At 55.1% G+C, this 22,891-nt stretch carries 19 protein-coding genes, 1 tRNA gene and 1 pseudogene; 8 read left to right on the forward strand and 13 right to left on the reverse strand.

The window, feature by feature from the left end; genetic code table 11:
* Positions 1-528 precede the first annotated feature (528 nt).
* Positions 529-666, reverse strand: a pseudogene (locus tag K0V07_RS16520) (IS1595 family transposase); the annotation flags it as partial.
* A 624-nt stretch (positions 667-1,290) separates the two neighbouring features.
* Between K0V07_RS16520 and K0V07_RS07510 the strand changes: the two are divergent.
* From K0V07_RS07510 to K0V07_RS07520, 3 genes are all read left to right on the forward strand, one after another.
* A complete protein-coding gene (locus tag K0V07_RS07510; RefSeq protein ID WP_220623914.1) occupies positions 1,291-1,539 on the forward strand; it encodes a hypothetical protein in 249 nt (82 codons plus the stop codon).
* On the forward strand, positions 1,529-2,818 hold the full coding sequence (locus K0V07_RS07515) for a hypothetical protein (RefSeq protein WP_220623915.1): 1,290 nt from the start codon (positions 1,529-1,531) through the stop codon (positions 2,816-2,818). The genes K0V07_RS07510 and K0V07_RS07515 overlap by 11 nt, the downstream gene beginning before the upstream one ends.
* A 183-nt stretch (positions 2,819-3,001) precedes the next feature.
* The gene (locus tag K0V07_RS07520; RefSeq protein ID WP_220623916.1) at positions 3,002-3,505 is read left to right on the forward strand and encodes a hypothetical protein; all 504 of its coding nucleotides are present in this window, start codon (positions 3,002-3,004) and stop codon (positions 3,503-3,505) included.
* A gap of 2,032 nt (positions 3,506-5,537) precedes the next feature.
* Here the strand turns inward: K0V07_RS07520 and K0V07_RS07525 are convergent.
* Positions 5,538-5,614, reverse strand: a tRNA-Asp gene (locus K0V07_RS07525).
* A gap of 193 nt (positions 5,615-5,807) precedes the next feature.
* Between K0V07_RS07525 and K0V07_RS07530 the strand changes: the two genes are divergently transcribed.
* Positions 5,808-6,872, forward strand: coding sequence for a vWA domain-containing protein (locus tag K0V07_RS07530; protein ID WP_220623917.1), 1,065 nt, complete (start codon positions 5,808-5,810; stop codon positions 6,870-6,872).
* Between the two features lie 32 nt (positions 6,873-6,904).
* Here K0V07_RS07530 and K0V07_RS07535 read toward each other — a convergent pair whose 3' ends face one another.
* Positions 6,905-7,438 carry a hypothetical protein gene (locus tag K0V07_RS07535; RefSeq protein ID WP_220623918.1) on the reverse strand — a complete coding sequence of 178 codons (534 nt, stop codon included), beginning with the start codon at positions 7,436-7,438 and terminating at the stop codon, positions 6,905-6,907.
* Between the two features lie 42 nt (positions 7,439-7,480).
* On the opposite strand from K0V07_RS07535, the gene K0V07_RS07540 reads away from it, so the two are divergent.
* Positions 7,481-8,218 carry a DUF374 domain-containing protein gene (locus K0V07_RS07540; protein WP_220623919.1) on the forward strand — a complete coding sequence of 246 codons (738 nt, stop codon included), beginning with the start codon at positions 7,481-7,483 and terminating at the stop codon, positions 8,216-8,218.
* Between the two features lie 199 nt (positions 8,219-8,417).
* On the opposite strand, the gene K0V07_RS07545 is transcribed toward K0V07_RS07540, so the two are convergent.
* The 7 genes from K0V07_RS07545 to ppdK all read right to left on the reverse strand — a co-directional run bounded on the left by K0V07_RS07545 (position 8,418) and on the right by ppdK (position 18,364).
* Positions 8,418-8,816 (reverse strand): hypothetical protein, encoded by a 399-nt coding sequence (locus K0V07_RS07545; protein ID WP_220623920.1) that lies wholly within the window; start codon positions 8,814-8,816, stop codon positions 8,418-8,420.
* A gap of 150 nt (positions 8,817-8,966) precedes the next feature.
* Positions 8,967-11,732, reverse strand: a complete 2,766-nt coding sequence (locus tag K0V07_RS07550) for an MMPL family transporter (RefSeq protein ID WP_220623921.1) — start codon at positions 11,730-11,732, stop codon at positions 8,967-8,969.
* A gap of 127 nt (positions 11,733-11,859) precedes the next feature.
* On the reverse strand, positions 11,860-12,732 hold the full coding sequence (locus K0V07_RS07555; RefSeq protein ID WP_220623922.1) for an outer membrane lipoprotein-sorting protein: 873 nt from the start codon (positions 12,730-12,732) through the stop codon (positions 11,860-11,862).
* A gap of 90 nt (positions 12,733-12,822) precedes the next feature.
* Positions 12,823-13,473, reverse strand: coding sequence for a response regulator transcription factor (locus K0V07_RS07560; RefSeq protein WP_220623923.1), 651 nt, complete (start codon positions 13,471-13,473; stop codon positions 12,823-12,825).
* 212 nt (positions 13,474-13,685) lie between these two features.
* Positions 13,686-14,975 carry a GTPase HflX gene (gene hflX, locus K0V07_RS07565; protein ID WP_255568173.1) on the reverse strand — a complete coding sequence of 430 codons (1,290 nt, stop codon included), beginning with the start codon at positions 14,973-14,975 and terminating at the stop codon, positions 13,686-13,688.
* An 82-nt stretch (positions 14,976-15,057) separates the two neighbouring features.
* Complete coding sequence (locus K0V07_RS07570) at positions 15,058-15,450, reverse strand: GxxExxY protein (protein ID WP_220623924.1); 393 nt, start codon at positions 15,448-15,450, stop codon at positions 15,058-15,060.
* Between the two features lie 157 nt (positions 15,451-15,607).
* Complete coding sequence (ppdK, locus tag K0V07_RS07575; protein ID WP_220623925.1) at positions 15,608-18,364, reverse strand: pyruvate, phosphate dikinase; 2,757 nt, start codon at positions 18,362-18,364, stop codon at positions 15,608-15,610.
* Between the two features lie 127 nt (positions 18,365-18,491).
* Between ppdK and tatC the strand changes: the two genes are divergently transcribed.
* The gene (gene tatC, locus K0V07_RS07580) at positions 18,492-19,310 is read left to right on the forward strand and encodes a twin-arginine translocase subunit TatC (RefSeq protein WP_220623926.1); all 819 of its coding nucleotides are present in this window, start codon (positions 18,492-18,494) and stop codon (positions 19,308-19,310) included.
* 137 nt (positions 19,311-19,447) lie between these two features.
* Positions 19,448-20,203 (forward strand): thioester domain-containing protein, encoded by a 756-nt coding sequence (locus K0V07_RS07585; protein WP_220623927.1) that lies wholly within the window; start codon positions 19,448-19,450, stop codon positions 20,201-20,203.
* Positions 20,204-20,371: 168 nt separating this feature from the next.
* On the opposite strand, the gene K0V07_RS07590 is transcribed toward K0V07_RS07585, so the two are convergent.
* Together K0V07_RS07590 and K0V07_RS07595 are read right to left on the reverse strand one after the other, a co-directional pair.
* Positions 20,372-20,881, reverse strand: a complete 510-nt coding sequence (locus K0V07_RS07590) for a hypothetical protein (RefSeq protein ID WP_220623928.1) — start codon at positions 20,879-20,881, stop codon at positions 20,372-20,374.
* Positions 20,882-21,173: 292 nt separating this feature from the next.
* Complete coding sequence (locus tag K0V07_RS07595; RefSeq protein WP_220623929.1) at positions 21,174-21,419, reverse strand: hypothetical protein; 246 nt, start codon at positions 21,417-21,419, stop codon at positions 21,174-21,176.
* A gap of 219 nt (positions 21,420-21,638) precedes the next feature.
* On the opposite strand from K0V07_RS07595, the gene K0V07_RS07600 reads away from it, so the two are divergent.
* Entirely contained in the window at positions 21,639-21,896 is a 258-nt protein-coding gene (locus tag K0V07_RS07600) for a YecH family metal-binding protein (RefSeq protein ID WP_220623930.1), read from the forward strand.
* A gap of 18 nt (positions 21,897-21,914) precedes the next feature.
* On the opposite strand, the gene K0V07_RS07605 is transcribed toward K0V07_RS07600, so the two are convergent.
* The gene (locus tag K0V07_RS07605; RefSeq protein WP_220623931.1) at positions 21,915-22,847 is read right to left on the reverse strand and encodes a hypothetical protein; all 933 of its coding nucleotides are present in this window, start codon (positions 22,845-22,847) and stop codon (positions 21,915-21,917) included.
* Positions 22,848-22,891 lie beyond the last annotated feature (44 nt).

Below are 22,891 nucleotides of genomic sequence, written 5' to 3' on the forward strand. Positions count from 1 at the left end.
AGATAATATATGGTAGATGAGAGAAATTCTGCAATCTTTCTTGCCATATCTTTGTGTATGAGCGCTGTCAAAGCATCCGTTCTTGCTCTGAACCCATTTCCATGGTTGAAGATACTGATCAACAGGTTCTTACGTTCGAATTGGAATATTCCCTTGAATAGACTGCTTACAACGTTTCTGGGGTTTTATGGCTGGCTGGATCAGCCGTTGCCAACGGTTGACCGTCGATTATCTTCTGGAGGAAAAGCTTCACAGACAAAGGGCTGTGAGGGCCGATCATAAAAGTGGACGGTTAGGCCGGACCCCGATGAGCCGCCGGAAAACAGGGAGGAGGTGCCCGAAGCGGTCTGAAAACCCATTCGTTAACAATTTTTCGACCTTCGGAGATTGCGGAGAAAATCTTCAACTTTCCGAACTGCGCCACGCTTGGGCAGCCAAAATTTCCTTTCGGAAACGCTCCCTGCTTCCGATTGACTCCTGAGACCCCGAGACCACGTTTGGCTCGGAATTTTTTAGGGGCTGACCTAGCTAATGGTGTTTATTTGCGCCTCGGACCCAGTGTTTAAGCTGGCTGAGGAGCTGTTTGTGATTTCCAGGGTTAAAACGCCATTCGCACTCTTTTAGAAACCAGTAGAAATTGTCGGGTTTAATGCTGTTGAAGCGCCGTGCCTGAGTCCCACCTTTTGGCCCAGCGGTTATGATGGATTTCCGGTTGTGTGGCTGTGTTGGTTGGTTTAATTGCTTGGCAAGCTGGGTCGGGGTGAGCAAGCCCAGAGAACGATGAGACTTTAGTGATTATGCGGAGGCCCGCAGTCATCGAAGATGACGCGTGATTCACTGGGGGAGATGAATTCGCAATTGAGGCATGTTTTCACTGCGTTCGAGTGTCGCCAAGGCGGAGTCGAAGAAGCGATAACCCCTACGTCAAGGGATACTGACTAAAGCGAACTGGTTGCCTTACCATTTGTCACTGCCTCGCTTTTTTGCGCAGCTGGCCGCTATCGGCGCATGGCTATGTCCATTGGTTGCGTATAATGCCGTGAATGGATTTGTGCGTTTTTACCGCACGATAAGTCTGATGAGGCGTCCTAAATATCTACTGGGATGCAGGTGGCTTGCACCTAATCTGTTGCAAGCATCGTTCGAGCATCGCTATGGGCGATCTATGCGTGTGTGGAGTTCAGCGGTAAACGGGCGCAATTAAGGCAATTTGGGGGAAATTTAGGGAACATGCTATTTTTTTGAAAAAAAACTTGGTGATTTTCGCCCGATTGCTCAAAAGGAGATATCATGGAAAATTCCAACGAACTCAATTTAACTCCTAGTAATAATACTCTCAGCATTGAGAAATATACCAAGGTCCTGAAGGATAATGGACTTGATCCTAATGCTCCGGGCTTATTGCAAATCTTGATACGGAAGCACAGTGAGTCACTCACGTATGGTCTTGTGTCTAGAGCATACGCCGAGTGGAGGTCGCAAAAAAATAAAGCTAAGGATCGTGCCAAATCGGCGGAGGAGGGTAAAAATGAAAAATAAAAGATCCCCGCTTAGGGGAAGGATTTCATCCAAGGTAAATACGGATCGAGCGATTGAGCACCTAGACTCACAGAGTAAACAGCATCGAAAAGATCAAGAGTTTATTCAGGAGGCTCGTTCACATGCCAAAAATAAGTATGGAGACGCTTTTAATATATTTCCTAATACTAGGCTAAAATATCCGAGTCTTAAAGGTGGAATGCGACTGGATCGGGACGGAATGATGCTGTCAAAAGAGCAGTATAAGCTCCTGATGAAACGCATCAGTGAGGATAGAGGTTGGTATTACTCTGTAGTGGTTGACAAGTATGGTCGTAATAGAACGCGAAAACGAAAAACAACCCCACTAAGGCAGATTGCAATTTCCTTTCGCCCGGATTTTGCGTTAGCGTTTAATGAGCTAGAGCATTCAAAGAATCCGCCTGTTGGTAACTTTTTGAAGAACGTTTTGATGCCTGCGCTGGTGCAGGAATTTGTAATAACGACAGGCTTACAGATTGTGGCATCTGCGGTACACCCGGAGGAAGGTATGCTTCACGTGCATCTTATTTATTCATGCGTTTCGGAGGAGCATCAACTACTTTGGGCGAAAGATGGTCGTGGCCGTCGGGGGGTGCGTTTGCTTGGACCTTCAGGGACGGGTGTTTTGCGTTTGGAAGAGGGTGGGCTGATGGACGCAAAAATTGCTGAGCAGTCCAGACTCAACCTGAGAGATCGGCTAGCCAGTACGCAGGGTGAGGAACCTCTGGATTTACGCCTATCTTATACCGTAGATGCGCTGTGCTCAATGTTCTTTGAGCGACGCGGTTTAACTTCGTTGCTGGCTAAATCAAGAGACCAGTATCGGTCTTATTTGGTCCAAAAAATTAAGCAGCGTCCCGAGTCGATGAAGAAAGAGATTCGGTCACTAAGAGATAATCTCAGCGAGATGGAAGCGAAGATAAATAAGCTTCAGGAGGCGTTATTAATAAAAAAACATAGTGAACGTAGATATCTAGAGGTCTCGATCCATGAGCGTTTGAAAGGCATTGTTCCAACTGAGATCCTTCGTAACTCGAGTTCATTTCAAGATATTCTTAGTCAGCTATATGAAGACGGTACCGATGCTACTCTAAAAATAGTAAAGAGCCTCGCGTCCAATCATGAAATTCCTGTTAGTTTCGAAGAGAGGGAGATGGCCTTGTATGATATTTCCCACTGGTATGTTGGTCGTCCAGATCCAGGGATTAAGCGTACCATTAATACTAAAGAAAACAAAATCGATAGGGACATCTCGTGATGAATTCTATCTATTTTATGAAGAATATTGTGATGTAGCAATCGGCCAAGTTAAACTAAACTTTAATTTTACCTGTTTTTTACGAAAAAAATCCACAGTGCCTTGGATTTTTTTAGATTAAACCACATAAGAAACTAGGCGCTCATGCTTAAATAAAAAAATATAATTAATGCTATGAAAAATATGTTCAAAGACGAACCAAAAACAAGCAACGATTGGTTTCAGCTTAGCCTGACATCCGATACACCACAAAAGGCAGTTTTAAGCTATGGAGGTACGGAGATCGCATCCGCTGAATGCAAGATTAAATATCTTCTGGTGGCTCTTGGTGAAGGGCCTCGTGAATTTCATGATTTATCTCATAATCAGTATTATTTTTACGATACCCATTTGCCGATATCCTCATTCTACGCATGTATTATTGCGGATCTGCTAAGCACTTTGAGCGTATTTTGCATGATGGATCATCGCCAAAAAATGCTGTATGATGCATGGACGACAAGTGATTTCCTGACGAGATTTAATGGAGGTATGTGCTTGATCAAAAAGAAGTTAAAAGATGAGACTCCTGGCGGTGTGATGAGTCTATTTAAGGATTTTGATGATCAACGGACTCTTATTTCGTACCGGAACTATCAGATAAATGTAATATACTTGGATTGGGAGAAGGAGCTTGGTATTTCATGAGGCAATGACTGTGTCCGCAGAGGTCTGTTTGTAAAGAAGGTCTATCTCCGTTCTTAATGATCTCACTGCCAATCAAAGGCACAAGTGTTCGTTGAGGCATGTCTTCGCTTCGCTTGCGTGTCGCCGTGTCATAGGCACAAGCTTGGTACGTCTCTGTCTTTGCCGTTGACGCTTTTGACGTAGACGCCTGGGCTTGGGGTTCCGGACTGCATGATCTCTCCCTGCGGTCACTTTTCTTCAAAAAATGTCCGAAATCGATGCTCGGGTGACTCTTTCCCATCGACTGATATGCGCTGAAGCGACAAAATAATGAGCATATGATTTCGCTTTCCAATCTGAAAAAGACTATTGGTACGCCCAAGTGACTGAGTGATGCGTATTAATGCGACTACGTGCAATACTGCAGATTTCATTACGCCTTAACTCAAAAATGAATGAAGTCACTGTTTGCTGATAATCGGTGACTTGTGTGAGTACCCAGGCCCGTAACCCAATCCCCCATATATTACATGTTTTCCTATTGATGGTGTCTGAGTCCCACGCTTTAGCCCAGTAGTGAAAGAATATGAAATCTGTAAGGATTCTGAAGGCTTGGAAGGGAGGCAAAGGTGATGATTTTGATGACTTATCTGGGTATCTTGCGATAAGATGCTCAGAAACTGTGATGCCGACCGTTGATTTCTAGACCGAGAGAGGGTACCTCTGTGTGACCTAATTCGAAGTCTAATACTTCTATAAGTAGATATGTATCTAGCATATATATTCTTAATGGCATGGGGATGGTCTCGATTTTAAGTAAGCTATTTATTAGTTTTTTTCCTGGTCGAATCTTATTGTTCAAGACGCGAGATAGCTCTGACCGAGAAACTCCCAGAAAATTTGCAAATTCGTAAACTTTCATATTTTGGTCTAATCTCATGTCGTTGATCATTGAACAGAGGTCTTGCGTGATAGATGCTTGATATTCGGCCGGGACAAATTGTTTACTCATTCCAAATGACATAGTTCATTTTAATTATTATATCGAGTAAGATGTGCGGAGAAAACGCACAAATACGTAAAATCGGCTGAAGCGTGCGGGAAAAGCGCACAACATTAAGGTAGGCAGGCTGCCTGCCAATATATTACCGGCCAGATAATATCGCGGTTTCGTATCGTTAACCTCATGATTTTACCCAAATTGCTGGTATTATAAGATATCGATAGTCTTTTTTTCACTTTCTCCTTTTTTTTGGATCTGGTCGGGCCATATGAAGGAGGGTGAACCCAGTTACATCACCTTACAGTCAAGACAGGGATTTGTCGTCTTTGAGGGGGAGTTGTGGGATAAAAATAACGGAAGGCTGTTTTTACGAAGGTGTCTATTTTAACGGCTATGTACCAATATGGATTCGCCCACCTGAATCAGGGGAACGATGCCCCTGGACCACGTTATCCCATGGCGGGTTTTATGACTGGATTAGTAGTTTGGGACGACGAACAATTATATTTAAGTTTAACCCGGATACGGTGACGGGAACACGACTATTTTGGCTACCGAGTGTCATGTGTGCGTTTCGAGGAGGACGGTGCAAGCAAACTGCGCCATATCGTCATGAACTTGATGATCGAAAAGTACTTTTTCCTCCAATACCTCCCAAATTTATTCGTGCCCCTCGGAGGCATCAGCATTGTCCCTGGACGGGATTGTCTCAAAGTGGATTTATATCCATTCAAAAGCGTTATGGCCGACGTATCGCGTCACGTATGGATGATTCTAAGGGCAGGGGGACGACCTTAGTTTGGTTGCCCGAATTAATTCAGGAAATGATGAATGAGGCAGAAAATTTAGGTTATTGGCTCACTGAATAGTGTGTGTGCGGGCGGCTTTGCGTGGGGTTGGGGCTGTTTCTGAATGCTCGTTTCGAGTGTGCATATTGACGCCATTGTGTAGGCTGACGGATGTAGTGGTGTGGTAACTTTGTGGTAACTTTTGCCTGCATGGGTATGCAAAAAAGCCTGTAAGCGATTTGCTTACAGGCTTTTAAAAAAGTGGCGGGATGGACGGGACTCGAACCCGCGACCTCCGGCGTGACAGGCCGGCGTTCTAACCAACTGAACTACCACCCCTCGAAAGAGGAAAGAGGCCGAAGTTAGTTGATGGGCGCGGTATGTCAAGCGGTCAATTCGCACTTTTTTCAGAAAGGTTGCTTTTTCTTTTTCGGCATCGGTCTGAATCCAGTATTTATGGGCTCTCCAGTAGGTTTTATGGGAGTAAAGTTCGCAGTTTACGAAGCGTGGGCGGGTGTCTAGCGTGCCAGATATGCCGGATCGCCAAAGCCCGGGCCGCCTGGCCGCTATGAAGTCTGCCCACCGGGGGCGGGGGAAAACCGGTGCCCTGGCTATGGCCTTGGTCGTGCAGGCTATACTGCTGCTGGCGGCGGTCGTGGTGATGGTTGCGGTGCCCTCAGGGCGTAAAGACCCGGCTTTTGTCGCGGGTAAGCGCATTAGCCTGCCGCAACGAGAGCTCGACCACCGGGTGGCCCTGAATGAGTTTCAGCAGGCAGCTGGGGTCTCGATGCCTGTGGAGAAGATTTCGGCGGTCTCGCTACTGGCCGAGGATACGCTGCCGGAACTACCCGAGCTGCCGAGCGATAGCTTCAGCCCCTTCGTGCTGGAAAACCCTGCCCCTGATGCGCAGGCGATGCTGGGAGAGTCCGGGCTGAGTGCGGCTCTGGAGGGGTTGGGGGGCGGCGTCTCAGAGTTGGACCTATTCGGCGTCCGGGAGGGGGCGGCGCGCTTCGTCATTGTGGTGGACACCTCGAACTCCATGTTCGAGCGCCAACGCGATGGCGTGAAGTACCGTTTCGACTTCAGTCTGATAAAAGACGAGATCACCGCGCTCATCGCCGGGCTGAGCTCAGATACGCAGTTTGACCTCATCGTCTACGAGGGCGGATCGCTCGCCTGGCAGCCTCAGCTCATGCGGGCCTCCCTCGCAAACAAGGAGGCCGCTACCGAGTGGCTGAGGGGGCTGAGTGAGAGCCCAGGGGCCTCCATCTCCAGTCGTAGCAGCCCTGGCCCGAAACTTATCGAAGGCGGTGGCACCCGGCTCGATACCGCGCTAAAGCAGGCCTTTAGCTTTGCCCCGGAGGTCATCTTTGTCGTTACAGACGGCGAGATCAACCGCTCCGGCAAGACCATTTCCGAGGAGGAGGTGCTCGATATCATCCGGGAGCTGCAGCGTTCTCTGCCTGAACCGGCCCGTATCCACGTCATCCATTACCAGACGACGGTCAGCAAGCCGGAAGAGGTGGCCTCCATGCGCGCGATTGCGGGTCGCAACAGTGGGCGCTTTCGGCAGATCGAGGCTGTGCCGGTCGAGTGAGACCGAGGACGTGGGGCAGTCTTTGGGCCTTCTCAGGGATTTTCGAGTGCTAGTAGAGCGCTTCGCCACAGGTCTGCCTCCCCGGGGTGTCCATGGGCGGAGAGTCCATCGCTAATCGCGCTATCCGTGGGCTCGGCCACGATATGGCGTGGGTCGCCCGGGAGTTGTGGATCAACGGCCCGTACGAGCCGCCAGCAGGCCCAGGCGCGCCAGCTCTTGCGGGCAGCGTCACTCCCGCGCACACGGTCAGCCAGGTGCTGGAAATGCACGCGAGGGTTACCGATAAAGACGCCGGTTGGATTGTGAGCGACGATCCATGCTGTAGCCCTGTAGGGGAGCGGCCACTCCCTCAGGACTGGCTCAGAGCCATCCATCTGCGCGAACAGAGCTCTATCCAGAGCCAGCAGGCTACGGGCTGAGAGGCCGCGCATCCACAGGGTTTGTGCGTAGCGCAGGGCGACCGGATAAAAGTCGGCACCGGGCGAGGAGCGGTAAGGGGCGAGCGAGCGCCATGACATGCCAGGATCGGCCTCAGGGAGGTAGGGGCAGGGATCGGGCGTGTCCATCGGAGGTAAGGTTTTCGTACGCGGGGATGGCTTGCAACGTCAATGTGCCTGCGCTTGAATGCCGCCGTATTGGAGACGCCGCAGACACAGAGAAAACGCCGAGAGGCTCAGAATATCCGGGGAAAGGAACGCTTTGCGATCTGGCTGGGCTCCTGGCTGGTCTGGGCATGGACACGCTCTCTGCGCCTGCATGCGGACGAGCAGACGCGTGCTGTGCTCTCGGAGCGGCTGACCGGTGTGCACATGCTGTGGCATAACCGGCTCTTCATGATTTCCGAGGTGGGGCGTCGCTACATGAAGTACCCAGGCCGGAACTTCTATGGCCTGATCAGTGGCAGTAAGGATGGAGCCTGGCTCTCAGGGATTTTTTCCAAGCTCGATATCGAGCCGATACGGGGCTCCAGTAGTTGGCGAGGGACGGAGGCCCTCCGCGAGATCGTCCGCTTACTGCGGGACGGGAATGATGTCGGAATCACCCCGGACGGCCCCCGTGGGCCCTGCTACAGTGTGCAGCGTGGCGCACTGGTGGCTGCGCGTAGTGCGGGGGTCGCTATCACACTGACTGCGGTCAACCCCGCCCATACCTGGCGCTTGAAGAGCTGGGACCGCTTTTACCTCCCGGTCCCGTTTACTCGGGTCGAGGTGCGCTCGATCAAGTTCAAGAATTTCGCTGAGCTGGAACGCGCTGCGGGTGGTGAAGACCCGGCAGCGTATATCCGGCGTCGCCTGCTGGAGCTTTCCGGGATACAGGAGTCAGAGGCTGACGCGGGGAATGAATGACGCGTGCCGAGGCTCTGAGCTATAAGCCGGCGACGGCTCTACTGGCTTCTCGAAGAAGGTAACAGTAATACTGGCCAGACGGGAACGATATCCCAGTCTGTCGGTACAAGCGTCTCTGCCCAAAGAACACAGCAACCGGTCGGGCTGCGTACAGCCGTTAACCCGGTTTGAGGCGTTGCTAAGGGCAGCAGAGGCGAGCTTAGAAAGTCGGCGAAGAGACGGAGGTGCCGCCTGCAGCTACGGTGAGGTTTTCACCTTCGGCCCAGATTTCATCATTGATGACGAATTTGAAGACGACGCCTTCCTTGGCGCTTGCCGTCGACCAGGTCCAGTCACCATCCACACAATCCATGAGGAGGCCCTTGTCCCAGTCGAGACCGCCACCTTCACCGCGGATGTAAAGGTTGTTACCCCAGCCGATGTCGACCTTTGCGATCACCGTGGTGAGAGGGGAGGCAGCCTTTTTAACCGTCTTCTTGGCAGCGACTTTCTTGGCAACTTTCTTTGCAACCGTTTTCTTTACTGCCGTCTTTTTAACAGCGGTCTTCTTCACGGCGGCTTTCTTCACAGCCTTCTTTGCAGCTTTTTTTGTAGCCATAGTTTTGTCAGTTTAGATTGAGGGGCAGTCCCTAACCCTTAGCACATGAGTGGGTGACTGCAAGTCGATTCCCTAACCGTCTTATCATCGTGACGCACGATGTGCATGTATTAGCGGGCTGTATCCAAAAAAAACTATTTTGGACGTTAGCTACTTGCTTTGGCTTTTGGGCGGGAACGGGTTGTTGGTGTTCATGCGCGAGAGGGAATCGTTGAGGCGCATGCCTAAAACACGTGAGAGATTCAGGAACAGCTTACTGGAAAGGAATGGGCTGGAGCGTTGGAGCTTGAGCATGCTGTCCCAGTCCAGGACGAGCAGCTTGCCCGCGGTGCTTGCGGTTACATCGGCGGTACGGCGCACGCTGGAGACCAGGGCAACTTCACCGACTACACCGCCCAGCGAGAGCGTGGAGAGGACGAGTTTATTGCCTTCAACCTGCTTGCTGACTTCAAACTCCCCATCGATCACCACGTACATGCGGTGCCCGAGCTCGCCCTCGCGGATGATGCGTTGGCCAGGCTCGCAGTCCTCGATGTTGGCCAGCAGGATCAGCTTTTTCGCCTGCCATTTACTCATGCCTGCAAAGACCGGCGAAGACTCGATGAGCGCCTGACGAAGGTTAAAGCCGATGACATCCCAGAGGGTGATCAAGCGTGTGGTGGACAGCAGCACGGGCGTCAGCAGGACGTCGGCCGCAAAGGCCAGCAGCATGACGAAGGCGCTCAGCAGGCCGAACTGCATGACGGGCAGGAAACTGGAAAAACCGAGCACGAGAAACCCGCCGGCCAGGCCGAACGAGGTCGTCATCACCGGGTAAAACTCGGAGCGTAAAGCGCTGGCGATGGCGGGCATCTCCTCCTTGTGCACCTTCAGCTCTTTGTTATAGCGCACCATCAGGTGCAGGGTGTCGTCCACGGCGATGCCAATGGTGATGGCGGCCACCATGCAGGTGCCGACGTTGAGCGGGATGCCCGTCAGCCCCATCAGCCCGAAGACCATCAGTACGGCGAAAACATTTGAAAAAACCGTCAGCAGACCTGCGCGGCACGAGAGGAACAACAGGCCCACCGTGATGAACAAAAAGGCGATCATGCTGGAGAGTGAGAGCACCTGCCCGGTGATCACCTTGTCCACAGCGCGGGAAGCCAGCACGGACTGCCCCGTCACGCTGTAGCCATGCATCCCGAACTCTCCGCTGCCGAGTTTGTTCTCGATCTCGTCCACGAGTTGATTGAAGGCGCTACTGTCATTCAGATTGCAGCGCAGGGTCAGGTTGACGGCAGAAAAGTCACCGCTGACGTACGGCTGGAGAGTGGAGCGGTGGAAAAACAGCAGGTACTGAGCGACCAGCCCATCCTTGTCCGGGACTTTGAGCATGGCCGGGTCATCTCCGAACATAGCCTTGTTCACGAGGGCGAGGTAGTCATTCAGGCCGATGACCTTATCGACATCATCGCGCTGCCGCAGCCACTCGCTGAGCTTCTCCACCTGCATTAGCTTCTTGGCCTGACGGTATTCGCCCGGCTCGCCTTCCAGGGTGATGTAGGCGACCTTGCTGCCACTCAGGCGCGACGAGACCGTGTTGAGCTTTTCCAGGATGGGAGAGTCTGGCCGCAGGAAGCTCAGCAGGTCGTTGCTGACCTTGATCTGCGGGATCAGGAACAGGCAGGGTACGCAAAGAATCGCGAATACGGCGATGACCGTGCGCGGGCGGCCGATCGCATGGGTCATGATCCAGTGGCGGACTCGCAGAGTGAGGCGGCGCTGGCGTGAGTTTTGCTCGCTGCCCTTGGAATTACTGCGGATGAAGCGCCCGAAGAAGCGCAGATACGCAGGCAGAAACATGGCGGAGACGGCGAAGCGGGCAATCAAGCCGAAGGCCGCACTCATGCCGAAGTCCTGCATGATCTGCAGGGCATTGATGCCCGTCACGGCAAAGCCGAGCGTCGTCGTCATTGCGGTGAGCATCAGGGTCAGCCCGATACGCCCGGCTACGGCCTCGATGGCGGCCAGCCCGGTGATGCCCTCGTCGCGAATCTCCCGATACTCGGTCAGGATGTGGACATCCTCGGTGGCCCCGATGATCAGGATCAGCGCCGGGACGATGTAGTTGAGCATCCCGATGGGGATACCCGCCATGGACATGAAGCCCAGGGTCCAGATCGTAGCGATGGCGGCATTGATGACCGGGATGAGCGATGCCTGTACGCTGCCCATGAGCAGCCCGATTAGCCCGATCAGGATCAGGCAGGAGAGGGGCAGGAGAAACTTCTGGTCGCCGAGGATGTAGTCGCTCATCCACACGTGAATGGCGGGTGAGCCGACTTGAAAGACCCGGTCAAACTTCCCGTTGTAATTTTTCAGGATACCCTCGATGCTCTCGTAGACTTTGCGGTCGTAATGACTTTCCGAGGAGGTAGAGGGCTTGAGGTAAAGGCTTAGCAGAGTGGCCTCGCCGTCTTCGGACAGGATCGCTCGCGTCAGCAGGGGATTGGCCTTTGCGACTGTTTTGAGCCAGTCAGCTTCCTTCTGCGTCTCAGGGACGCGCTTCACGAGTGGAGAGGTGTCGACCCAACCGCCGGAGCCGGTGATGTTTTTAGCGGTAAAGAGGTTCTCCTCCCGCTGGACCTCGGGGAGCTTTTTCAGGTCCAGTGTCAGCTGCTTGAGCAGAGCCAGCTTCTCGGGGCTAAACAGCTGGGTGTCCTCGATGTAGACTGAGGCCAACTGGTCAGAGCCGAATTCGTCGCGCACGGCTTCATAGCGCATGCGTTCGGGGCTATCGTGCGGGATGAGTTCGTCCGTGGAGACGTTGATCTCCAAGCGCATAGCCTGCCACAAGCCGAAGCCTGTAAGCAGCAGAAATACCCCAAAGACTCCCAGGGCATGCCGGTAGCAAAACTGGAAGAGACGTGACACCCGTTAAGCGATCAGCGAGGGCGTGATTACCCGTGCTGATGATCTTGCAACATAGGGGTTTTACCCTCGGTCACAAGCGAAATGCGTGTAGGACAGTATCGTAATTAACGAATTTGCCCAGAGCCGTTCAGCTCTTGTTGCTGTCGTCCGTATGCGGCTCGTCAAGGATCTCCAGGAGTGCTTCGTTGCTGGCATCTTGGGTTTGGAGGGATTCAACCGTGAAAACCTCTTCGGGGACATCCTTGTTCAAGCGGGCCTTGAGCACCGTCATGATCGAAGTGGTGTTGTTCAGGTGGTTGTTCATCGTGGCGCGGCGCGGGCGCTCCGTCATGCCGTCCACCTCGGAGGAGTTGTAGTCGTAGCCGTTAAAGGTCTTATACGGTTCGCGCTCACCCTCGGCGTAAAACTCGACGCGCAGGATGTTGTAGTCCTCCTTGTCGATGTAGAGCAGGCGACTGGCGTAGTCCTGCCGGTTCTTGATGTCCACATTCGCAGGAGCCGACATGATGACATACACCTCGCGGCCCTCCAGCTCCTCGTCGAGCAGACGGTAGTACTGGAACTCGTTCGTATTCTCCTTGCGCAGATCGTCAAAGGTGAAGTCCGAGCCCATGAAGGGTGTATTCTTCTGCGAGCCGGTGATCTGACGCGCCTGTCCGAGCGCTGGAAGGTAAAAGTACTGTTCGCTTTCGTCGCCGCCTTTTTCCTTGGTCAGCAGAGCGACCCCGCTGATATCGTCGGGGGCGAGGAAGCGGATCAGGTAGCGCAGGTTGCCGTCTTTGTCGGGTTTCACCGCGCTGAGCATCTCGCGCACCTGGGTGTTCCCGCCTTCATCGACGATGACCATCTTGATCAGGTCGACCTCGGAGTTCACGGCCTGGCGAGTCTTGAGCTCGCCCATGATCTCGTCGGCGGTTTTGTAGCTGGCTTTGCGAAAGCCCGACAGCGGAAGTATGGCTGCGAGCAGTACACAAGCGATGGCGATCCGTGGGAAAGTCATAACCGTAGCAGGAATAAACTTAATGTAGCGTATTAGGGCGGCTGTCAATGAAAGTTGGTCTCCCCAGACGCATATCAGCTCAGTTACAGGCTAGTTAAGCTGCTGGGGATTGTCGATCAGGCCAAAGGAAAGAGCCTGGCGAGTGAGGCCTGCGACGTCGTGGACGCCGAGCTTCTTCATCAGGTTCGCGCGGTGGGTGTCGGCCGTCTTCACGCTGATGTCGAGTTTCGCTGCGATTTCCTTGCTGGTGCAGCTCTCGGCGATCAGTTGGAGGACCTGCCGTTCGCGCGGTGTCAGCTCCTCCAGAGAATCCCCTTGGCTGGGGTTGATCATGATTTCGCGCATGATGTCCACGATGCGCGGGCCGAAATAGCTCTGGCCGGCCGCAATCTTTTCCAGTGCGACCTCCAGTTCGTTCAAATTCGCGTCCTTCTCGATAAAGCCCTCGATACCGGCTTCGAGTACCTTGCGGACCACGTTTTTACTCGGGAAGGCCGAGAAGACGAGGATGTCCGGCTTGCGGTCGGCGTTTTTGAGCTGGCGGAGCACCTCGACGCCGTTGAGCTGCGGGAGCATGATGTCCAGCACGACGATGTCAGGCTTTTTATCGTTAATCTCACGCAGGGCCTCGTGCCCATCAGCCAAAGCCCCGACGACTTCGATACCGGGGTACGACTCCAACAAGCGGCAGATCAGGTCCCGCAGGATGGTTTGGTCTTCTACAACAACGACGCGCTTCATGAGAGATATCAGTGACACTACAATGATCGCCCCGGCTTTGGCAATCCCCTTTACGACAGGGAAACCGCTGTGCGCAAGGGGCTGTGATCCTGAGAGGGGCGTGAAGAATGACCCTGACTGCCTACAAGAAAGCCTGTAGTCCCCGGCGCAGGAGAAGCAGAAAGAAATACTGGCTGCTCCAACGATAGCCGTATCGGAGCTCTGAGTGTCGACTACGATTGGACAAACTTGAACTCCGCGACCGCGTCCACAAGGCGGGTGGGGATGTTACCGTGGATGAGGACGCCCTCGTTCTGCGCCTCCTCGTCCTGGACGGCTCCGGCCTCATGGAGCTTGTTGATCAGGTCGTAGCGGCTGTGGGGGATGAGCAGGGTCATCGGTTCGGCAAACTCGCGCAGCATCTGCTCACACTTGTCCAGTAGCTGGTCCATGCCCTCGCCGGTGTGGGCGCTGATAAAGATCGCGTTGGGGTGGTCGTGGTGCAGCTCGGCCTCATGCAGGCCGTCGATGCCTCGGTCGATCTTGTTAAAGACCGTGAGGATGTTTTTCGTCTCGGCGCCCAGTTCCTTGAGGACGCTGAGGGTGGTTTTGTAGTGGGCCTCGGCTTCGGGGCTGGAGGCATCGACCACATGGATGAGAAAGGTCGAGACGATGGCCTCCTCAAGCGTGGCCTTGAAGGCCTCGACCAGGCGGTGCGGCAGACGGCGGACAAAGCCGACCGTGTCGGTGACGAGCAGGGCCTGCCCGGAGGGTAGCTCCATGCGGCGGGTGGTCGGGTCGAGCGTGGCGAAGAGCTTATCCGCGGCGAGGACCTTGGACCCGGTCAGGCGGTTGAGCAGGGAGGATTTACCGGCGTTGGTGTAGCCGACGATCGCGGCCGAGGGCAGGGGTACCTTCATGCGTTGCTTGCGCTGGGTCTCGCGGTGGCGCACGACGTCCTTGAGCTCGGTCTTGAGCTTTGAGATGCGCGTGCGGATCATGCGCTGGTCCAGCTCGAGCTGGGTTTCCCCGGCGTCACGCTGGAGAGCGCCACCGCCGCGCTGGCGGTCAAGGTGGGTCCACGCGCGCTTCATGCGCGGCAGCTGGTACTCAAGCTGAGCCAGCTCGACCTGGAGGCTGGCTTCCTTAGTCGAGGCGCGCCGGTTGAAAATGTCCAAGATGATTTCCTGCCGGTCGATGACGAGGATCTTTCCGTCGCCCTCACGCTCCCAGTTGCGCTGCTGCGCGGGGGTGAGCTCCTCGTCGAAGATGATCGAGTCGCACTCCTCCTTGGCAACCTCTTCGAGCACTTCCTTCACCTTGCCGGTGCCGAGCAGGAACGCCGACTGCGGCTCACGGATGCGGACGATCTTGCGCAGGCCGACGCCGACCCTGAGGTTTGCCGCCAGCTCTTCGAGTTCATCAAGCAGGCTCTCGGCTTCGCCCGCGTACATGCCGGGGCGCTCCACGCCCAGCAGGCAGGCGCGGTTGATCATGGGGTTCAGGTCGTCAGTATCGATCATGGAAAGAGAAGGGGATTAACCGCAAAGGCGCAAAGACGCAAAGGAGAATGTTGACGCAGTTGGAGAACGGTTTGGGCCGTCTTTAACGGCTTAGGACGAGACGCCGGATACCATGCTTGATTAACGGGGTATTGAAGTTGATGAGAAGACCGAGTTGGTTACCGGTTAATTTCAGGTAAGTGAGTAATTGAGCCTGATGTAGCGGTGTCAATTCCTCGGTCGATTTGAGTTCAAGGATGACTTTTCTTTCCATCCAGATGTCGAGTCTGAGGCCAGCATCCAGTTGTACGCCATCATAGATGACGGGGAGGCGGACTTGTGTCTCAATGCTCAGGTTTTGCTTGGAAAGTTCATGGAACAGGCACTTCTCATAAACTGATTCCAGCAACCCGGGACCGAGTGCCGTATGTACTCTGTAGGCGCAATCAACGGCTTTTTTAGCCAAGGAGTTTTCAATTCCCAAGAGGGGTTCCATTTATTTCTACTACAAAGACCGAAAGCGCGGAGGCGGTAAAGCCAGAAGTCAATGCTCCTCCTTTGCGCCTTCGCGTCTTCGCGGTTAATTCCCTCCCCCAAAAAAAAGCCCCGGCGCGAGGGCCGGGGCTTTGAAAGGAGGGAATGCGCTTCGCGGGTTAGGCGAGGGCAGCCTGCGCGGCGGCCAGACGGGCGACCGGGACGCGGGGCGGCGAGCAGCTGACGTAGTTCAGGCCCACATTGTGGAAGAACTTGATCGATGCCGGGTCGCCACCGTGCTCACCACAGATGCCGAGCTTGATGTCGGAGCGGGTGGACTTACCACCTTCGACGCCCATTTCGACGAGCTTGCCGACGCCGTTCTGGTCGATGCTGGCGAAGGGATTCTGCGGCAGGATGTCGAGATCCTTGTAGCGCTGCAGGAAGCTGCCAGCGTCGTCACGGCTCATGCCCAGACCGGTCTGGGTGAGGTCGTTCGTGCCGAAGCTGAAGAACTGGGCGGACTCGGCGATCTCGGCGGCGCGGACAGCGGCGCGCGGGATTTCGATCATCGTGCCGACCATGTAGTCGATCTTGACCTTCTTCTTTTCCATGACTTCGGCGGCCACCTTGTGGATCACCTCGGACTGGAGCTTGAGCTCGGCTGCGAAGCCTACGAGCGGGACCATGACCTCGACCTTGACCGGAACCTTCTTCTTGCCGGTGAGGCAGGAAGCGGCGGCCTCGAAGATCGCACGGGCCTGCATTTCGGTGATTTCCGGGTAGGAAATACCGAGGCGGCAGCCGCGGTGGCCAAGCATCGGGTTTTCTTCGTGCAGGCTCTTGACGCGCTCGGCGACGAGCTCGGAGCTGACGCCCAGCTTTTCGGCAATGGCGTTACGGGCAGCGGCGTCGTGCGGGAGGAACTCATGCAGCGGCGGGTCGAGCAGGCGGATGGTGACCGCGCGGCCTTCCATAGCCTTGAAGAGACCGGTGAAGTCCTTGCGCTGGAAGGGCAGGAGCTTCTTCAGAGCCTTGCGGCGCTCGGCTTCGTCGCTGGCCAGGATCATCTGACGCATGAAGGTGATGCGATCGCCTTCGAAGAACATGTGCTCGGTACGGGTCAGGCCGATGCCTTCTGCGCCGAGGGCGACAGCCATCTTGGCCTGGGCCGGGGTGTCGGCGTTGGTGCGCACACCCAGCTTGCGGTACTTGTCAGCCCACTTCATGACCGTGTCGAAGATCTGGTAGGTGTAGCTCTTGGCAGGCTTGAGCTTGCCGCTGAGCACCTGGTCGACTTCGGACGGAGCGGTCGGGATCTGGCCGGCGAAGATAGCACCGGTGGTACCGTCGATGGAGATGAAATCACCTTCCTTGAGGACTGTGCTGCCGACTGCGAGGGTCTTCTTTTCGTAGTCGATCATGACTTCCTGAGCACCGCAGACGCAGACCTTGCCCATCTGGCGGGCGACGAGGGCGGCGTGCGAGGAAACCCCGCCACGGCTGGTCAGGATACCTTCGGCGGCGATCATGCCACGGAGGTCTTCCGGGGAAGTTTCGACACGGCACAGGACGCACTTCTTACCCTGGTGGGCGTAGTGCTCAGCCTGGGCGGCGGAGAAAACGATGTGGCCGGTGGCGGCACCGGGGCCGGCGGGCAGACCGGAGGTCATCGGCTTGGACTTCTTGACCTCGGCGATGTCGAAGACCGGGACCAGCAGGCTGGAAATGGAGTCAGCCGGGATGCGCTTGACGGCAGCCTTTTCGCTGCACAGGCGGGACTTGTTCATTTCCACGGCGATGCGGACAGCGGCGAGGCCGGTGCGCTTACCGTTACGGGTCTGGAGCATGTACAGCTTCTTGTCCTCAACGGTGAACTCGAAGTCCTGCATGTCCTTGAAGTGCTTCTCCAGCTTGCGGCGGACCAGTTCGAGTTCATTGTAGGACTCGGGCATTTCCTCGGCCAGCTTGGCGATCGGCTTGGGGGTGCGCACGCCGGCGACGACGTCTTCGCCCTGAGCGTTGATCAGGTACTCACCGTAGAAGACGTTTTCACCGTTGGCGGGGTCGCGGGTGAAGGCCACACCGGTGGCGGAGGTGTCACCCATGTTACCAAAGACCATGGTCTGGACGTTGACGGCCGTACCCCAGGCGGCGGGGATGTTGTACTTTTGGCGGTACAGGATGGCGCGCTCGTTCTGCCAGGAGCCGAAGACGGCACCGACGGCACCCCAGAGCTGGTCGTAGGGATCTTCCGGGAAGGAGCTCTTGGTGCGCTGCTTGATCAGCTTCTTGAAGCGGGAAATCAGCTCCTTGAGGTCGTCGGCGGAAAGGTCGCTGTCGAGCTCGGCACCGACTTCCTTCTTGAGGGCGGTCATGACCTCGTCGAAGGGTTCGTGCTCGTGCTCGGTGCGGGACTGCACGCCCATGACGACGTCACCGTACATCTGGATGAAGCGGCGGTAGCAGTCGTAGGCGAAGCGCTCGTTACCGGAGCGGGTGGCGAGGGCTTCGACGGTCTTATCGTTGAGGCCGAGGTTCAGGATGGTGTCCATCATGCCGGGCATCGACTCGCGAGCACCGGAGCGGACGGAGAACAGCAGCGGGTTGGTGCTGTCGCCAAATTTCTTACCTGTTTGTTTTTCTACCGTGGCGACGGAGGCCTTGACCTCGGATTCGAGGGTCTTGGGGTAGGTGCACTTATTATCATAGTAGTAGGTACACACTTCCGTGGTGATGGTGAAACCGGGAGGCACCGGCAGACCGATGCGGGCCATTTCGGCGAGGTTGGCACCTTTGCCGCCGAGGAGCGACTTCATGGTCGTTTCGCCGTCGGTCTTCTTACCGAAGTCGTAGACGTACTTGACTGCCTTTGCGGAGGCGGCCTTTTTGGTCTTGGCCGAACGTACGGTTTTCTTTGCTGCTTTTTTGGGCATCCTGTTTATGGGTAGTACGGCGGCGGATTTGCCGCACGTGACGTGGTTTAAGTATTGAACGTAGGTAAGGAAACCGCGATAGAAAAAGGTTTCCAGCACACCTGTCAACGGAAAGCTGGTGATGGCTATGATGGACGAACCGCATAACGGCGAAGAACTCACGGACGATTCCTCTCAACAGGAACCCAGCACGATGGGGCTCCTCGATCACCTGGAGGAGCTGCGCTGGGCCGTGCTCAAGAGCATCAGCGCCGTGATTGCCGGTGTGGTTATCACTGCGTTTTTCTTTCCAAGCTTCTTTGCGGCTCTGCGCTATCCTCTGGACCGGGCGGTGAAAAATGAACCGAGCGAGTTGGTTGCGCTGACGACGACGACCGTCATGGGCGTGTTTTCCGTCATTATCCAGGTGTGCATGATCGGGGGGATTGCGCTGGGACTGCCTTTTGTGCTGTACCATTTTTCGCGCTTTGTTGCGCCGGGACTGACGGAAAAAGAAAAGCGCGTACTCGTGCCGGCATGTGCGGCGACGTTCGTGCTTTTCGTGCTCGGGTGTCTGTTCAGTTATTTTATGGTGCTGCCGGTGGGCCTGGAGATGACGCTGTTGCTGAACAAGCAGCTCGACCTCGGCATTATCTGGACAGCGCAAAGCTACTACAGCCTGGTCGTTTGGATGATGGTCGGGGCGGGGCTAGCGTTTGAGTTTCCGCTCGTGCTGATCTTGCTGCAATACATCGGCGTCGTAACGCCGCAGCAACTGCGAGAACACTGGCGTGTGGCGATTGTGCTGGTCGTGGTCGCCTCGGCGTTTCTCACGCCTGCCGATCCGATTTCGACCATTATGCTCGGAGTCGTGCTTTTCCTGTTTTACTTGGGATCGATTTATATCGGTGCGCGACTCGTGCGCAAACGCGATGCGGATATCGACGCCTATCTAGACGGAGAGTAACGCTGCCAGGAATTTTCCTGCCCGTAGCGCCTCTTGTTTTTGTTCCTTTGAAACTCTGAATAAGGTGCAACGATACTTGTTTCTCATTGTTGAACGGGATTGCTATCTGATGTACCGTTATTTATATCCTCTGAATTATGAAGCCTGATCGGTTTATCTTTCCCTTGGGGAAACTCATATCTGCTGCGGTGATACTTGTGGCTGCGGTAGCCGTGCAGGCTACACCGGTTTCGTTCACCTTTAACAGCTTCACCCACTCCAAGACCGTCAGCGGGAGCTATGACGGAGGGAATCTTTCCGATCTCTATGTGGGTAATATCAATATAGCATTCAAGGACACGTCGGGCACCAGCAGTGCCAATGTCGTGGCCTTCTGCATGGAGCTGTCCCAGGGGCTAAACATAGGGCAGTCCTACAACTACACGGCAACGACGCTGACCGCCGCGGGGCTTTCTGATGCCCAGGCCCGCCTCGTTTCGATCCTTTACGACCAGTACTATGCCGGTCCGACGACTCAGGACTGGAATTCCGTCAATACCGGGGCTTTTCAGCTGGCGCTCTGGGAGTTGACCCACGATACGGATGGCAGCCTGTGGTCTGACGAGGGTGACTTCTATATTCAGAGCGAGGGTAGCAACAAACAGGTGTCGAAGATTGCTAACGAATATCTGACCGATATCTATGAGCTGGCATCTGACGCAAACTACGAGCCCTATTCACAGCTGGTTTCCCTGACCAATGCCGAGAGCCAGGATTTGATCGTGATGGCCTCGATGGTGCCCGGCTATGATGGCGGGACTGTGGTTGCCGTTCCCTTTGGGGTTAATCCGCTACCGGGCATGGCCATTGTTGGTCTGTTTGCCTGGCGCAGACTAAAAAAGCGCAGGGCTTGAGCCTGTAATAAAGCTTTTCCGAGAAGCTCCGGTCGATGGCCGGGGCTTTTCTTTTGGGGTAAATCCTGGAATTTGGGCAAAAAAGGGGGAGTCCGTCTCTCACCCCGGACTCCCCACGCCGGCTCTAAAGGCCGGTTAATCCCCTAATCTATTCTCTCTGTCTATACCTCAAAAAGTCTCTTGCGAAACTTCTAGGAGGGATAAAAGCACGTAACGGCCGACCTTGGTTTCTACCGGACGGGCGTTAATATGGTAGCTGCGTGTTTCATGATTACTGCCATTGACGGTGCGCAGCGTGCAGTCGTCTTTGGCGTCCTCGCCCTCGAAGGCGCGGTCCACTGTCGTGTTGACAGGGCATTTGCCGCAGCCTGGGGCTGTCCCGCAGCCCGAACGGCGCAGGGTGGAGGATTCGCAACCGAGCAGTTCGCCGATTCGCAGACCAACCAGCAGGCTGTCATTGGCCATATCGAGGAGGCCGGAAAAGCTCCGGTTGGCGAACACTACCTGGCGATGACGGTTCAAAACCGCCCAGGCGCCGGGCATGACTTCGATCACGCGCCGCAGATGGGAAAGCCGCTCGATGCGGGAGGCTTCCTGACGGATCGACTCCTTCGAGCAGCGCACCGGAGCGGCGCGACGCTTCGAATTAGTAGACCGTGTTGCTGCGGCTGTTGTCATATTGCCGTTACATTAGTCACACTCATGGGCTATGCAATAAAAGATTAGCAAAAATGGATATCGCAAACGCACAAATTAAATATGCTAATTGAAACAAACAGGCAACCTTTCCTAATGGGGCTTTGGCAAACGCATGAGTGCTAAGCCTCATTCTGCCCGGGAGGTCAGACTCCGACTGGGTTCGCGGTCATATCCCTATAACTCAAGGGGAAGTGACCAGTGGTCCGCTGGGGTGGGACAATAAAAAAGGGCCTATTAGAGGCCCTGAAATACAGTGTGTTCTGCTGTGATTTTAATTGCTCTTTTTTCGGCGCATTTGGTCGACCAATGTGACCCGAAACAGGCAAAGGGCCAGCCAGGTAAAGCCGCCCATGACCACCGAGCAGTAGCCCGAGAAGATCATTTTCCACACCGGATCATAGATCGGCACGTGCGGAGGGATGATCACGAACATGAACACGAGAAAAACACAAAAGGCGATCGCCACATCGACGAGCGCTCCCGTAATGCCAACCAGCTTCCGGTTTTCACTTTCCATGGGCCTAACGTGTATGAACCGAGCCCGGCAGTCAAAATAAATTTATAGGCGTGATTACGGATGCTTGCGCCCGCCGCCGGTGATGCTGCCATCCCTCGGAAAGTGGAGATTTTAGCGGTGTATGAAAGATCTCTGAAACGTTTGCCCAAAGTGGTGCTTGTCGGTCTGGCTGGCATCGGGATTGCTCCCGGACAGCAGTAACTATCCGCCAAAACGAGAATGTCAGAAGATAATAAGCAGATTCACGGGCATGCGGTCATGGATATGATGATCGCTGCGGACAAACCTTATTCGCGCGAAACCCTGCGGGCAGAGATCATCCAGCGCTACGGGGAGGATGCCCGCTTCTACACCTGTTCAGCGAGTGATCTGGATGCGGACGAGCTTATTGATTTTCTGGAAGCGCACGGTAAGTTTGCGGGAGCGGACAGCTCCTTCCGTGTCGATCCTTCGAAGCGCTGTGCTGACGACGAATAGGCGAGTGCTTCAAGTAGCCTAGAAGCTGGCGCCGATTTCAAAGCCGAGGGTCGCACCGGGTTCGGCCTTGATGGTCTGGTACTTGTTGCGGTTGGCCCGGAAGTCGTACTCGCGGAAGAAATCGCCCTGGGCAAAGGCACGTACGTAAAACGGCCCGCCGAAACGGTGGGTGACACCCAGTGTCGCGCTGACGGATTGAGCTTCGACGGACGGGTTGACCTCGCTGCTGGCTGCGGCGACGTACTGCTTGTTGAGCTGGAAGCTGCTTGAGTTGTACTGCACCGTGAAGTCGAGGATCGTTTCCTGGTCGGCATTGAGGTCGTAGACCAGGGTGATGCCGTTAAAGCTGCGGACACGGAGGTTTTCGTTCACCTTCCACTCGATGAAGGCGACCGGCCAGTAGCGGACGGACTGCTCAAGGTTGGAGATGACCAGGACCCCGAAGGAGAAGCTGAAGTTCTTGAAGAACTCGTAGCTGGCACCGACGCTGGCGGAGTAGGAGTCGCCGCCGGTCAGGGAGGCGTCGCCGGACTCGGCCCCGAGGCTGCCGCTGGCCATGGCATATGCGCCCCAATCGCTGTCCTCAAACTGGTACTGGTAGATAGCGCTGAGTTCGATCTGGTTGACATCGCTGAAGTAGCTCGTGGCGCCGCCGGACCAGTCGTAGTCGCTGTAGCCGTAGTTGAAGGTCACGTTCAGGCGGTTTTCGTTCCAGGCCTTTTTATAGCTCAGGGTGGTCTCCAGCTCCATGACGGACACGTCGCCGTTGACGCCGTTTTTCAGGTTGCTGGGGAAGGCGTAGCTCACGCCTTGGCCGATGGTGATGCCGACGGGGACCTCGGGGGAGAAAATGTCGAGAAAGGTGCCCGAGGTGGTCAACTGCTGGGCCTGTGCGCCCGTGGTCAGAAGTCCGACGATGGTGAGAATGGCAAAAAGTTTTTTGTGTCGCATGAAAGAGTATTATTCAAAAAGTTATTGGAATAATGTCAAGCTCT

Origin of the sequence: Ruficoccus sp. ZRK36 (genome assembly GCF_019603315.1) — a bacterium.
GTDB lineage: Bacteria > Verrucomicrobiota > Verrucomicrobiia > Opitutales > Cerasicoccaceae > Ruficoccus.